The sequence below is a fragment of the Streptomyces vastus genome (assembly GCF_039532825.1).
GTDB lineage: Bacteria > Actinomycetota > Actinomycetes > Streptomycetales > Streptomycetaceae > Streptomyces > Streptomyces vastus.
In genome coordinates, this window is sequence record NZ_BAAASJ010000043.1 from 248,310 (window position 1) to 261,365 (window position 13,056).

The following is a 13,056-nucleotide window of genomic DNA, read 5'->3' on the forward strand; positions in this document are numbered from 1 at the left end:
TTTACTGTCATGTGCGCAGCATGTGCGGATTTTTCCGTTCCGCCTAGGGCTCCCGCTACAGCAACGTCCTCAATTTCTCCGCCAGCAGATCCCAGCGCCACGTCTCCTCGACCCACTGCCGCCCCCGCTCCCCCATCCGGCGACGGAGTTCCGCGTCGCCGAGGAGGGTGGTGATGCGGTCGGCTGCCGCCTCGGGGGAGCCGCCGCGGACGACCCAGCCGGTCTCGCCGTCCAGCACCGCGTCCGGCGCGCCGCCGGAGTCGCCGGCGACGACCGGCAGGCCCGTCGCGGAGGCCTCCAGGTAGACGATGCCCAGGCCCTCCACGTCGAGCCCGCCCCGGCGGGTCCGGCAGGGCATGGCGAAGACGTCGCCCGCGCCGTAGTGGGCGGGGAGTTCGGACCAGGGCACGGCGCCGGTGAAGTGCACGGAGTCGGCGACCCCGGTCTCGTACGCGAGCTTGCGCAGCTCCTTCTCGTACGGTCCGCCGCCGACGATCAGCAGGACGGCCTCCGGCTCGTTCGCGAGGATGCGCGGCATCGCGAGGATGAGCGTGTCCTGGCCCTTGCGCGGGACGAGGCGCGAGACGCAGACGACGACCGGGCGGTCGGTGAGGCCGAGGCGGGCCCGTACGGCGTCGCCGCCCGAACCGGAGTGGAAGGTCTTCTCGTCGACGCCGGGCGGCAGTTGGACCATACGGTCCGCCGCCTCGGGCGTCAGCGCGGTGGCGATCCGTGAACGGGTGTACTCGCCGAGGTAGGTGATCGTGTCCGTGGACTGGCCGATACGGCGCAGGAGTTGGCGCGAGGCGGGCAGCTGGGCCCAGCCCGCCTCGTGGCCGTGCGTGGTGGCCACAAGGCGCTCGGCACCGGCCTTGCGCAGTGCGGGCGCCATCAGGCCGAGCGGAGCCGCCGCGCCGAACCACACCGACGTACAGCCGTGTCCCCGCAGCAGCCCTGCGGCCCGCCGGGTGACGGCCGGCGTCGGCAGCAGCATCGTCGTGCGGTCGCGTACGACGGTGAAGGGCTGCTCGGCGTCGAAGGCGGCGGTTGCCTCGATGCCGGCGCGTCCACGTTTCCACGTGGACGCGTAGACGACGAGCTGGTCGGGATCCAGGCGCAGGGCCATGTTGTGCAGGAAGGCCTGGATGCCGCCGGGTCTGGGCGGGAAGTCGTTGGTCACGATGAGGGTCTTGTGCATCGGGATTGACAGTAGCGGGTTGCCTCCGGCCGTTGGGCGGGGCGCCTACGGGGGGTGGCGGGTTCGGTTCATGGGCGACTGCCGGTGCGTCGTGGTTGCTCGCGCAGTCCCCGCGCCCCTGGGTTCGTGGTGGGTGCGGGGCCGTGGGCCGGTGGGAAGCTGCGGGAAGTTGGGGGTGCGGGTTTGCCCGGGGCGCGTGCTTTCTCCGGGCGCGGCGAGCCGCAGGCTTTGGTTTTTCAGGGGCGCGGGGAACTGCGCGACCAGCCACGACGAACTGACAGCCGCGACACGGCGTGTCACCACCCACCCCTGGGCGGGGGCCTGGGGGCGCAGCCCCCAGTTCCGGGAAGGGGCGGGCTTGGGGAAAGAAACCCCTCCCACCAGCCCCCGCGTACCCGCAGCCGAAAACACGTCATCATGGCCATGCACGGGATCCGCACGAAGAGAACTGGGTGGCCATGGCAGGCGCAAGGGCGACAAGGATTCCGTACGGGCTGCTCGCGGCCTGGTGCCTGACCAGACTGCTGCTGCTCCTCTTCGTCTTCAAGATGGTCGTGTTCCCGGGTCCGGACGTCACCAGCGACGTCTCGGGGATCTACCAGGGCTGGTATCACACCCTGCGCGACGGCACCTTTCCGCTGAGCGACGTGGCCTGGCAGTACCCGCCCGCCGCCGCACTCCCGATCCTCTCCCCCGCGCTGCTGCCCTTCCTCGACTACGCCTCGGCGTTCTTCGTCCTCGTCTGCCTCGCCGACCTGTGCGTCCTCGCTCTGCTCCACTACGCGGGCCGGCGCCCCGGCCAGAGCCCGCGCGGCGCCTGGGTGTGGACGCTGGGTGTGCCCCTGCTCGGTCCGACGGTGTACGCCCGCTATGACGTGATGGTGACGGCCGTCGCCGTAGCGGCGTTGGTCGCCGGGCTGCGGCGGCCGCGGCTGTTGGGTGCGCTCGCGGCGTTTGGCGCGCTCCTGAAGGTGTGGCCGGTGCTGCTGCTGGTGGGCACCACGAAACGCAAACCCTGGGGCGCTGCGGCGGTGACGGCCGTGGCGATCACGCTGGTGTTCACGATGACCATGCCCGGCGCCTTCGCGTTCATGACCGCACAGCGCGACCGGGGCACCGAGGTCGAGTCCCTCGGTGCCCTCGTCTTCCACGTCGCCCGGCACTTCGGCTGGGAGGGCGAGGTGCTGCTCAACTACGGCTCCGTGGAGTTCGTCGGCCCGTACGTCGGCGTCGTGAGCACCGCGGCTCTCATGCTGACCGTGCTCGCCTTCGGCTGGCTCCTGCTGTGGCGGCTGCGCGCCAGGCGATTCGCACCTCACACGCTCGCGGACGCCGCGTTCGTGGCCGTGCTCCTGTTCACGGTCACCAGCCGGGTGATCAGCCCTCAGTACCTGGTGTGGCTGATCGGCCTCGCCGCCGTCTGCCTGGTCTGCCGCGACAGCCGGATGCCGCTGCCGACCGTCCTGCTCCTCGCGGCGGCCTTCCTGACGGTCCTGGAGTTCCCTCTCTGGTTCGCAAACGTCGTGGCCAGCGATGCCCTGGGCATCGCTCTCCTCTTCGCACGCAACGGCCTGCTGCTCGCCGCGACGGCCGTCGCGGCGATACGCCTCTGGCGCGACACGGTGCCCCACGCGACCCCGGCTCCGGAGCCCGGCCAGGCGCCCCCGCCCCGTACCGAGCAGCTGATTCAGCCGAGTTGAGAGCTGAGGTACGCCCGCCACTGTTCGGTGAACTTCTCCGGGGTCGTATCCAGCACGTCCCGCATCGCGGCCCCCACCGCACCCTCGCGCGTCCCGTGCGCACCCACCGCACGGTAGAACTCGCCGAGGCGGACCTCGCCCCACCGTTCCGCGATCAGTCGGCAGGCCATCCAGCCGGCCTCGTACGCCTGCGCCAGCTCGCCCGGCTCACCGCCGAACTCGAAATCCCTGTCGGTCGGGAGCCCGCCGGGAATCCGCCCTTCGCGCACCGCGCTGCGCAGTTCGGGGGCGACCTGTGCCGGGGTGCGGCCGGTACCGCGGTAGCCGACCCAGTCCGCGTAGCCCTCGGAGAGCCACAGGGGGGTGGCCGCCGTGGTCTGTGTGCGGGTCGCGACATGGGTGGTCTCATGGGTGAGGACGACCTGCCGGCCGAAGGCACCGAGGACGGCGTACGCGTCGGGATTGACCACGATCCGGTCCGCGGGCGCCTTCGCCGCGCCGCCCGCCTCGCCGGTGGTGACCGCCGCTATCCCCCGGTATCCGGACGCGGGCGCCCCGAGCAGCTCCGCCATCTCCTCCAGCGACTTCGGTACGAGGACGACGACCCGCTCCGACCACTCCTCGCCCCACGCCTCCCGGACTGACGGCACCGCTCGGTCGGCCAGTTCGGTGTACCCGCGCAGGGCCTCGGCCGTCTGCCCCACGCCGAGGACGAGGCTGTGTTGCCCGCGTACGACCTCGACGGCCCCCTGCTCCCACAGCTGCTCGCTGGCGTCCTCGGCGGGCCGGTCGGAGGCGACGTACCAGTGGCCGTCGGCGCGTCTCAGGCTCAGGGTGCGGGCGGCGACCAGGGGCGCCCTGTCGTAGCCGGCTATGCGGTAGCGGAGGTCCGCTTCGGCCGTGGCGCGGTCGCCGGAGCGGTGGAAGCCGGTCACCCGGTAGGACCAGGACTCCAGCGGCAGGGCTTGCAGCCGCTCGAACTCGGTGCGGGCGGCGGCCCGTTGACCGCTCGGCACCCACGTCGTGACGTACGCGCTGCCGTCGCCGTCGAGCACCGCCCTCGCCCGCCGGTCGAGCAGCCACTGGACGTCCGTGGCAGCGGGGTCGGAGCCCGTGGAACCGCAGGCCACGAGACCGGCCAGCAACAGCCCGATCATCCACCACGGCGCACGCCCACGACCAGCCACAAGTCCCGATCGTACGGGCCTGGCGCCGCGCGGTCAGGGGCGCGTCACGGACGAGATCGGCATCATGCCGACGGGGTCGTAGCGCACGGGAGCGCCCGGGTGGGGCGCGTGGACCACCTGTCCGTTGCCCATGTACATCCCGATATGGCTGGCGTCGCTGCGGTACGTGACCAGGTCGCCGGGCTGCGCCTGCGAGAGCGGCACCCGGCGTCCCGCGTACGCCTGGGCCTGTGAGGTGCGCGGCAGACCGACGCCGGCCTGCGCGTACGACCACTGCATCAGGCCCGAACAGTCGAAGCCGGTGGGCCCGTTGGCGCCCCAGACGTACGGGCGGCCGACGGCCGAGCGGGCCGCGGCGACGGCGGCTGCCGCGCGTGCGGAGGGCGGGACGGCGCCGCCGAGGTCGGGGACGCGGCCGGAACGGGAAGCCCGGTCGTAGGCGGCGCGCTCCTCGTCCGGCAGCGCGTTGAGGAGCTGCCGCGCTTTGGCAAGCTTCTGCTCGACGGTGCGCTTGTGGCGGGCCACGGCCACGCGGCTCTTCTCCAGCTCGGTGAGGTCGCGGGTGGCTTCCTGGCGTTCCTGGGAGAGCTGCCTCATGGCGGTGCGGAGGTCTCTGAGCGCTCCGGCCTGGCGGGCGCCGATGCGGTCGAGTACGGCCGCCTTGTCGAGGTAGTCGTCGGGGTCGCCGGAAAACATCAGCGCCAGGGTGGGGTCCAGACCGCCGGAGCGGTACTGGGCCCCGGCGAGCGAACCGAGCGCGTCCCGCATGGTGTTGATGCGTTCCTGCTGGCGGGCGAGCCGGTCCTGGGCCGTGGTCACCTTCTCGCGCAGGGTGTCCGCGCGCTCGCCGGCCTTGTTGTGCGCTTCGGTGGCCCGCTCGGCCTCCGCGTACAGCCGGTCCACCTCGGCGCGTGCGTCGTCCTGCGGCGCAGACGGTGCGGACGGTGCGGCACCGGCGGGAACGAGGCCGACGGCCGCTGCCGCGGCAGACAGTACGCAAAGGGTGGCGCTGCGGGCGCCCCGGTCGAGACCGGATGGTGCGGGACGGCGATGTGACCCCACGGGAAGCCGCTCTCCCTTCCGCTGACGGAACCCCCTGAGTTGGGGGAAGCGCGCCAGACAGTAGCCGCGCGACTACACAACGAACAAAGCCCTCGGCGTGCACGCACCGTGACGGCCCGCCTCAGACGCAGGTCATCGGCGGGACGTACGGTCGGTGGGGGGCGGCGGAATTCCCCCGTTCGGACGGGTGGCGCCCCGACCTCAGAAGCCTTGGTGACGTCCGGTGCGGTTACCGCGCCCCATAAGGGGCGCGGGGAACTGCGCGACCAGCCCCCACCGGCCCGCAGCCTCATCACTGCACTTCCAGCGGAGCGCTCAGTGCAGGTGCCGCTCGAAGAACGCCATCGTCCGGTCCATCGAGTCCTGCCACCGGGGCGCGAACGTGTGCCCTTCACCGGCGTACTTCACGAACTCGACGCTCTTGCCCGCCGCCTCGAAGTCGGCGACCGTCCGCTCCGACCAGGCGATCGGGCAGGTGTCGTCGGCGGTGCCGTGGTGCAGCAGCAGCGGCTCGGTCACCCGGTCGACGTAGGTGAGCGGCGAGACCTGTTCCCAGAACTCCGGGTTCTCCTCGGGGGTTCCGTGCTTCTCCTCGATCTCGGCGACGATCGGGTCGCCGTTACGGCGCTGGAAGTGGTCGAGGTTCTCGGCCGGACGTGAGCTCACGGGCGCGAAGACCACCGCGGCGTCGACGAGGCCGGGTGCCACCACCATCGTGTTGTAGACGACGCCGCCGCCCATCGACCGTCCGAGCAGGCCGATCCGCTCCCCGTCGATCTCCGGCCGGCCGGACGAACGCAGCGCCATGACGGCACCGATGACGTCCTCGGTGTAGCCGAGGCGGAGGTTCACGTCGTTGTCGGCGTCCTTGTCCGAGCCCGCGTGGTTGCGGTAGTCGGTATGCAGCACCACGTAGCCGTTACGGGCCAGCAGGTCCTGTTCCCGCGCAAGGCCGCGCCCGGTGGTGTAGACGGCCGGGTCGACGTAGCCGTGGGCCAGCACCAGCGCCGGGAACGGGCCCTTGCCTCGGGGGATGTTCATCAGGCCCGAGATGGTGAGCCCGTTCGCCTCGTACGTGACCGTGTAGCTGGTGTAGGCACCGGTCCGGGCGCGTACTTCGCCGAGCCGGAGATCGGAGCCCTGGTGCTTGCGCGCGATCAGGCCCGGGATCGACACGGGGTTCGCCGGCGAAGGACTCGGGCTGGGCGTCGCACTGGGGGCCTCGCTCGCCGCGCGGGTCGACGCCGGTGGATTCGTACGCCCGGCCTCGTCGCCGTCATCGCTTCCGGTGCAGCCGACCGCCGCCACCAGGGCCAGTGCCAGCCCTGCGGCGGCACGGGCCGTGCCCAGCATCCGCATGCGGCCCAGTATCGCCCGAGCGCGAGGGGATCAGACGCGTACGCCGAACTGGAAGGTGCCGATGGTGTTCATCGACTCGAAGCGGACGACGGTGCCCGGCTTCGGGGCGTGAATGATCGTGTTGTTGCCCGCGTACAGGCCGACGTGCCCGAGGTTATTGAAGAACACCAGGTCGCCCGGCGCGAGCTCGCCGCGGCCGATCTTCGTGCCGTCGTTCTCCTGCGTGTACGTGGTCCGGGTGATCGACACCCCGGCCTGGGCGTAGGCCCACTGGGTCAGCCCGGAGCAGTCGTAGGAGTTGGGGCCGCTGCCACCGGAGACGTACGGCTTGCCGAGCTGGGTCTCGGCGGCGGCGAGGGCGGCGGCACCACGGCCGGAGGCCGGCTTCTCGTTGCCGAGGTCGACGCGGTCCCCGGCGGAGCGGCTGGCACGCTGCTCCTCGGCGGCCAGATCCGCCTTCTCCTGGGCGGTCAGGGTGTTGAGGAGCTTCTGGGCGTCGGCGAGCTTGCCCTGGATCTCCTTCTTCTTCTCGCCCAGGGTCTTGCGAGTGTCGGCGAGGTCCTTGAGCTTCTCGGCGGCTTCCTTGCGCTGCTGGGCGAGCGTGCGCTGCTTCTCCTGGACCTTCTTCAGCGTCTCGACCTGCTGAGAGCTCAGCTGGTCCATCGCGGACGCCTTGTCGAGGTAGTCGTCCGGGTCGGAGGAGAGGAACAGCTGCACGGAGGGGTCGATGCCGCCCGAGCGGTACTGGGAGCTGGCCATCAGGCCGAGGCCGTCCCGGAGTTCGTTGAGATCGCCCTGGCCGCGTGCGACCTGGTCCTGGAGATCGCTGATCTCCTTCTCGAGCTTGTCCTGCTTCTCCTTGGCCCCGTTGTACTTGTCGGTGGCCAGCTCCGAGTCGTGGTAGAGCTTGTCGACCTTGGACTTGACCTCGTCCTTGCTCGGCTTCTCGCCGGGCGCGGCGTTGGCCGCCTGCGAAGTGAGGGCCACGGCAGCAGCGGCAGCGGTGGTGAGCACGGTCACGCGGGTGCGGCTCGGCTGCTTAGGTCGACGGTGGGACGCCACGTGGGCGAGCTCCTTCATTACCTCAGCCGCCACCGAGAACACCGGTTGGCGGTGCCCCTCCACCGTCACTCCCAATGAGTGATCGCCCGAGTGGGGGTTCGAGGCCAGACCCTAGTGATCCTCCTGTGATCAGATCAAATCCTTGCAGGAAAAATCTCGGCTACCGGGCGTTTTCTTTACCCCGAACTCACATGCGGTAATGCATGCTTGACATTACGTTGCGTGAAGGCCATGCCAATTCAGGCAAGCAGTACAGAGGTTGCGATTGGGATCTATGGTCTTCATGGGACGTACGCCGCAGAAGCTCTGCCGTGCTGGAGACGGCCGGGTCGCCTGCCCGAACGGGCCCGGCTCAACCCCGCGAGAATCGCTTGAGGAGCACAGCGGAAGCCACCGGTCGCGCGCCCGCCTTGGCCACTCCGTCGGCCACCTCGCGGTCGGTCGAGGCGACGATGACGGGCCGCCCGGGCGGCTCGGCGCGCACCAGCTGGCGGATCAACTCATCGGCGGTGACGCCCGCTTTGGAGAACAGCACCCGCACACCCCGCGGTGGCGCGAGCAGTACCGGCGCGGCCAGTTCGGCCCCGTCGAAGACGCAGGTGACCTCGGCGCCGGTCTGCGCGGCGAGCTGCGAGAGCTGGCCGAGGAGTCGCAACCGCTGCTTTTCCAGCGGCATTTGGGGATAGCCGGTCTTGGTGACGTTGTAGCCGTCGACGACCAGATGCGCCTGCGGCAGCGCGAGCAACTGGTCGAGGATCGCGGGATCGTTTTCGGACAGCGCGCGGGCCGCGATGTCCTTCGGGGTCATCCGTCCCGGTTCGACCGCGTCGACCGTCTCCGCGGGCCGTACCGACACGGGCGGCAGGGCCAGCTCGCGCCGCAGCCCCTGTGCCGCGTCGAGCACGGTGTCGAGCAGCAGCCGTACGCGCATGTCCTCGACGCTGCGGCCCTCCCGCGCCGCTCTGCGGGCGGCCTCCAGGGCGGCCTCGGTCTCTCCGAGCCGCGCCTTGAGCCGCCGGCTCTCGCTCTCGGCGGCCGACACCTGGGCCTGCCCCTCGGCCCGTACGGACTCGATCTCGCCCCGTAGCTTCCGCAGGGCGGCCTCGCCGCGCTTGACGTCGCTGAGGGCAGAGCGCAGCTTGCGATGCAGCGACTCGGCCTCTTTCTTCGCCGACTCCAGCTCCGTGCGCAGCCGTTCGGTCTCGGCCCGGGTCTGGCCGCGGGCCTCGGCGAGTTCCTGGCGCAGCCGCTCCAGCTCGGCGCGGTTCTCCTCGTCGGCGCGCTCGGCGTCCGCCCGCTGGGCCTCCTCGCCCGCGGCGGTCACCAGCTTCACCCAGCCCGTGGGCCGGAGCACATAGGCCGCAGCCGCCACATCGAGCGGGTCCGCGGCCGGGGGCGGCGAACCCGAGTCGAGGGCGCCGCAGAGCTCCGGCTGGGCCTCTCTGAGCCGCTCGCCGATCCGCTGCCGGAAGAGCGGATCGGTCTCCAGGGCCGCCGCCATGGCGTTCCCCGCGAACTTGGCGCGGCGGGTCGGGGTGAAGCGGGCGTACTGCCGCAGCTGGGCGGGCAGCTCGGCGACCGTCAGCCCGCCGAAGCCGTCCGAGACGATCTGTACGACCTTGCGGCGCACTCCGTCGGGCATCGGACGGTCGAGCACCTCAGCGGCGCCGTCGGCCGGCTCCCCGCCTGTGGTCTCCACCATCGGTCACCCCAATACCTCGACGGGGCCCGCTCCCTCAGGAGCCGGCGCCCGGCCTGTCCACCAGTTCCACCTGATCCACCGCATTGCACCAGCGGCAGCGCACCGACTCGATGGTCTCACTGACCACCTCCCGCTCCTCGACCTTCGGCTCACCGGCCAGATCGAGGTGCACGTACTCCACGACCTTCGACGAACGGGTCACGTCGAAGCGCGTGAGATTGCCGCAGAGCGTGCAGCGCCACCGGGTCTCGGCGGTCGGCAGGGGAACCGTCATCGTCGCAGTCGCTCGCTTTCCTCAAGTTTTCGTGCCGCGCCGGGCAGCCCCGGAGCTTGTTGGCTCGTAACCCTACGGCCTGGCGTGTAGTCGACGCCCGTCAGCGGGGGACGGCGAGGCACTCTGTGCCGTCTGGTCCGGTTACGTCATGATCTGACCATGATCGGCACCTGGGGTACGGCCCTCGTCCGGGCGGCCCGGAATCAGTCCGCACCGGTGACTCACTCACTGATCACCCTGTGCTGTCTGATCTTCCTGGTCGGCCCGGCCTCGGGTCTCAACCCCGTGTACGGCACCGGTGACGAGCTCCTCTCCGCGCAGCGGGCCTATTTCGCGCGCTGGGGTGTCGTGCCCGTAGAGCTGTTCAGCGGGGCGCCGCGCGCCGCCCTCACCCCGGCCACGGCGCTCTTCGTGCACGGCAGCTGGCTGCATCTCCTCGGCAACATGCTCTTCCTCTTCGTCTTCGGTGCGATGGCCGAGGAACGGATGGGCCACCTCGCGTACGCCCTCTTCTACCTGGGCTGCGGCTGCCTCGCCCTGCTCGGCTACGCGGCCGCCCACGCCGACTCCGGACAGACCCTGGTCGGCGCCTCCGGGGCGATCTCCGCGGTCCTCGGCGCGTTCCTTTACCTGTTCCCCAAAGCCCGGGTGACCAGTCTCTTCCCGTTCTTGTTCTTCCTGCCGCTGCGGTTCCCGGCCTGGGTGGTCCTGCCGTTCTGGGTGTCTCTCCAGTGGCTGGCGGCGACCCGTGAGACCCGGGGGCCGGGGGTCGCCTATCTGGCCCACCTGCTGGGGTTCTCGTTCGGCTTCGGCTATGCGTGGGTGCGCTACCGCTGGACGGCTAAAGTGAAATCCCCAGCGACGGCCACCGAGGGAGAAAACCAGCCGTGATCACCGCGATCGTGCTCATCAAGACCAGCGTGGACCGGATTCCTGAGATCGCCGAGTCGATCGCGGCGCTGGACTCCGTCAGTGAGGTCTTCTCCGTGACCGGTACGTACGATCTGATCGCCATGGTCCGGGTGAAGGCCCATGACGATCTGGCGGACATCATCCCCGGGCAGATCAGCAAGATTCCGGGGGTGGAGGGCACGGACACGCATGTGGCGTTCCGTACGTACTCCCAGCATGACCTGGAGGCCGCGTTCGCCATCGGCCTGGACAGCTGAGGATCGTACGGCCGCTCTCGTCCAGCCACTGGATGAAGAGTTCCTCATCTTGGACTCATCCTCCGTGACGGATTCCGCCCGCAGGATCTGAGCCATGCGCGACCCGGGCGCCACGACCACGTACGGCGTCGGCGAACTGATCTCCGCCGCCCTCGACACGGGCGTACGACGGATCCTCGTGGGCTGCGGCGATTCCGGTACGTCGGACGGGGCGCCGGCGCGCTCCAGGCACTCGGCGCCCGGCTGCTCGACGCGGACGGCTTCGAACTTCCGCATGGCGGGCGGGAGTTGAACCGCCTCCACCGGATCGACCCTTCCGGACTCGACCCCCGCCTCTCCCGGGTGGAGCTGCTCGTCGCCTGCAACCCGTACAACGTGCTGTGCGGCGAGCGCAGCGTGGCGCGGGTCTTCGGCCCGCAGAAGGGCGCGACCCCCGCGCAGGTCGAGGAGCTGTCGGCGGCCCTGCAGAACTGGGCGTACGTCCTCAAGCGGGACCTCGCGGTCACCTCCGACCTGTGCGGCGGTCCCGGAACCGGCGCCTCCGGAGGCCTGGGCGCGGGCCTGGCCGCCCTCGGCGCCCGCCTCCTCCCCCGCTTCGAGGTCCTCCTCGACCACCTCGACCTGGACGCCCGCCTGGCCCGCGCCGACCTGGTCCTCACCGCCGAGGGCGCCCTGGACCGCCAGACACCGCGCGGCAAGGTACCCGCGGAGGTGGCCCGCCGCGCCAAACTGCACGGCCGCCCGGTCCTCGCCCTCGCGGGCACGCTCGGCGAAGGCGCGCACACCGTGCCGGCGTGGACGCCTTCACCGGCATCCTGCCCGCCCCGATGGCCCTCGCCGAGGCACTGGTCCGCAGCAGCGAACTCCTCACGGACGCGACCGAGCGGGCTCTGCGGATGATCCTGCTGGGAGCCCGGCTACCGGTTCACGCGGAGGTTCCGGCAGACGTGCCGGCGGAGGTGTCCGGGACGCAACGCCCGTCCTCCGTACGGTAGTTCCATCGCGCGCCGTCCCTCACCAGGTCCTTGACCGCGACCACGAACCGCTCCACATGCTCGTCCGGTGTCCCCGCCCCGAAGCTCACCCGGATCGCGTTGAGGGACTTCTCGCCGGGCGCGGCATCGGGGGCGCCGCACTCGCCCTGGCTCTGCGGATCGCTGCCGAGGAGGGTACGCAGGAGGGGGTGGGCGCAGAAGAGCCCGTCGCGCACGCCGATGCCGTACTCGGCGGAGAGCGCGGCGGCGAAGTGTGAGCTGTTCCACCCGTCGACGACGAAGGAGATGACGCCGACGCGGGCCGCGTCGTCCCCGAAGAGGGACAGGACACGGACCTCCGGAACTTCGGCGAGTCCGGCCCGGACGGTGTCGATCAGGTACTGCTCCCGGGCCACAAGCGCGTCGAACCCCGCCTCGGTGAGGGCCTTGCAGGCGGAGGCGACGGCGTAGGCGCCGATGACGTTGGGCGACCCGGCCTCGTGCCGTGCGGCGCTGTCGTGCCACTCGACGTCCACGCCCCCGTCGCCGCGCCGCGACACCTTCCGGCTCGCACCGCCACCCGCGAGGTACGGCTCGGCGGCGCGCAGCCAGTCGGAACGCCCGGCGAGCACACCCGCTCCGAAGGGCGCGTACAGCTTGTGCCCCGAAAAGGCGACCCAGTCGACGTCCAACTCCCTTACGGACACGGGGTGATGGGGCGCGAGCTGGGCGGCGTCGAGGACGATCCGCGCACCGTGCGCGTGCGCGGCGGCGGCGAGTTCGCGTACGGGCCACAGCTCGCCGGTGACGTTCGAGGCACCGGTGACGCAGACGAGGGCGGGTCCCTGGGGGTCGCGTTCGGCGAGGGCGCGCTCGAGGGTGGCGACGGCCTGCGCGGGCGTGCGCGGCGCGTCGAGATACGTGACGCGGGCCTCCCGCCAGGGCAGCAGTGAGGCGTGGTGCTCGGTCTCGAAGACGTGGACGTGGCAGTCGGCGGGGAGGGCAGCGGCGAGCAGGTTCAGCGAGTCGGTGGTGGACCGGGTGAAGACGACCTGGTCCTCGTCCCGGCAGTCGAGGAACTCGGCGACGGCCTTCCGGGCGTTCTCGAACAGGTCGGTGGACAGCTGGGACAGGTACCCGGCCCCACGGTGCACGCTCCCGTAGTACGGCGCGTACGCGGCCACGTCGTCCCAGACCCGCTGGAGTGCCGGGGCGCTGGCGGCGTAGTCGAGTGCGGCGTATGTGACCTCGCCACCGGTGACGAGCGGGACGGTGACGTCCCGTCCCAGAACGGGCAGCGGCTCGGCGACGGATTGCTCGGCGACAGCGGTGGAGACAGACATGACACTCCCTCAAGACCAGGACCCCT

Annotated in this window: 11 protein-coding genes and 1 pseudogene; 4 read left to right on the plus strand and 8 right to left on the minus strand. The window is 71.1% G+C overall.

Annotated features, from left to right (window positions below; genetic code table 11):
* Positions 1 to 55: 55 nt before the first annotated feature.
* The gene (locus tag ABD357_RS22440) at positions 56 to 1,198 is read right to left on the minus strand and encodes a glycosyltransferase family 4 protein (RefSeq protein WP_344392375.1); all 1,143 of its coding nucleotides are present in this window, start codon (positions 1,196 to 1,198) and stop codon (positions 56 to 58) included.
* Positions 1,199 to 1,656: 458 nt separating this feature from the next.
* Here ABD357_RS22440 and ABD357_RS22445 point away from each other — a divergent pair, with 458 nt between their 5' ends.
* Positions 1,657 to 2,898, plus strand: coding sequence for a glycosyltransferase 87 family protein (locus ABD357_RS22445; protein WP_344392377.1), 1,242 nt, complete (start codon positions 1,657 to 1,659; stop codon positions 2,896 to 2,898).
* Here the strand turns inward: ABD357_RS22445 and ABD357_RS22450 are convergent.
* The 6 genes from ABD357_RS22450 to ABD357_RS22475 form a co-directional block, all read right to left on the minus strand.
* Positions 2,886 to 4,055: a hypothetical protein gene (locus tag ABD357_RS22450; protein ID WP_344392441.1), complete on the minus strand. Its 1,170-nt coding sequence runs from the start codon at positions 4,053 to 4,055 to the stop codon at positions 2,886 to 2,888. The genes ABD357_RS22445 and ABD357_RS22450 overlap by 13 nt on opposite strands.
* Positions 4,056 to 4,118: 63 nt before the next feature.
* Positions 4,119 to 5,147, minus strand: coding sequence for a C40 family peptidase (locus ABD357_RS22455; protein ID WP_344392378.1), 1,029 nt, complete (start codon positions 5,145 to 5,147; stop codon positions 4,119 to 4,121).
* A gap of 315 nt (positions 5,148 to 5,462) precedes the next feature.
* Complete coding sequence (locus tag ABD357_RS22460) at positions 5,463 to 6,506, minus strand: alpha/beta hydrolase family protein (protein WP_344392381.1); 1,044 nt, start codon at positions 6,504 to 6,506, stop codon at positions 5,463 to 5,465.
* Positions 6,507 to 6,536: 30 nt separating this feature from the next.
* On the minus strand, positions 6,537 to 7,568 hold the full coding sequence (locus ABD357_RS22465) for a C40 family peptidase (protein WP_344392382.1): 1,032 nt from the start codon (positions 7,566 to 7,568) through the stop codon (positions 6,537 to 6,539).
* Positions 7,569 to 7,920: 352 nt separating this feature from the next.
* Positions 7,921 to 9,270, minus strand: a complete 1,350-nt coding sequence (locus tag ABD357_RS22470) for an NYN domain-containing protein (RefSeq protein WP_344392383.1) — start codon at positions 9,268 to 9,270, stop codon at positions 7,921 to 7,923.
* 34 nt (positions 9,271 to 9,304) lie between these two features.
* On the minus strand, positions 9,305 to 9,544 hold the full coding sequence (locus tag ABD357_RS22475; protein WP_033327390.1) for a hypothetical protein: 240 nt from the start codon (positions 9,542 to 9,544) through the stop codon (positions 9,305 to 9,307).
* Between the two features lie 159 nt (positions 9,545 to 9,703).
* Between ABD357_RS22475 and ABD357_RS22480 the strand changes: the two genes are divergently transcribed.
* The 3 genes and pseudogenes from ABD357_RS22480 to ABD357_RS22490 all read left to right on the plus strand — a co-directional run.
* A complete protein-coding gene (locus ABD357_RS22480; protein ID WP_344392385.1) occupies positions 9,704 to 10,435 on the plus strand; it encodes a rhomboid family intramembrane serine protease in 732 nt (243 codons plus the stop codon).
* Entirely contained in the window at positions 10,432 to 10,713 is a 282-nt protein-coding gene (locus tag ABD357_RS22485) for an Lrp/AsnC family transcriptional regulator (RefSeq protein WP_165266566.1), read from the plus strand. Before ABD357_RS22480 ends, ABD357_RS22485 begins: the two co-directional genes overlap by 4 nt.
* A 97-nt stretch (positions 10,714 to 10,810) precedes the next feature.
* A pseudogene (locus ABD357_RS22490) lies at positions 10,811 to 11,708 on the plus strand (glycerate kinase); the annotation flags it as partial.
* Here the strand turns inward: ABD357_RS22490 and ABD357_RS22495 are convergent.
* Positions 11,639 to 13,030, minus strand: coding sequence for an aminotransferase class V-fold PLP-dependent enzyme (locus ABD357_RS22495; protein WP_344392387.1), 1,392 nt, complete (start codon positions 13,028 to 13,030; stop codon positions 11,639 to 11,641). The pseudogene ABD357_RS22490 and the gene ABD357_RS22495 overlap by 70 nt on opposite strands.
* Positions 13,031 to 13,056: the final 26 nt, after the last annotated feature.

What these genes read in the sequence shown, in the direction of transcription:
- ABD357_RS22440 (WP_344392375.1), bottom strand. Translation starts at nt 1,198, where the DNA reads ATGCACAAGACCCTCATCGTGACCAACGACTTCCCGCCCAGACCCGGC.
- ABD357_RS22445 (WP_344392377.1), top strand. Translation starts at nt 1,657, where the DNA reads ATGGCAGGCGCAAGGGCGACAAGGATTCCGTACGGGCTGCTCGCGGCC.
- ABD357_RS22450 (WP_344392441.1), bottom strand. Translation starts at nt 4,055, where the DNA reads ATGATCGGGCTGTTGCTGGCCGGTCTCGTGGCCTGCGGTTCCACGGGC.
- ABD357_RS22460 (WP_344392381.1), bottom strand. Translation starts at nt 6,506, where the DNA reads ATGCGGATGCTGGGCACGGCCCGTGCCGCCGCAGGGCTGGCACTGGCC.
- ABD357_RS22470 (WP_344392383.1), bottom strand. Translation starts at nt 9,270, where the DNA reads ATGGTGGAGACCACAGGCGGGGAGCCGGCCGACGGCGCCGCTGAGGTG.
- ABD357_RS22475 (WP_033327390.1), bottom strand. Translation starts at nt 9,544, where the DNA reads ATGACGGTTCCCCTGCCGACCGCCGAGACCCGGTGGCGCTGCACGCTC.
- ABD357_RS22480 (WP_344392385.1), top strand. Translation starts at nt 9,704, where the DNA reads ATGATCGGCACCTGGGGTACGGCCCTCGTCCGGGCGGCCCGGAATCAG.
- ABD357_RS22495 (WP_344392387.1), bottom strand. Translation starts at nt 13,030, where the DNA reads ATGTCTGTCTCCACCGCTGTCGCCGAGCAATCCGTCGCCGAGCCGCTG.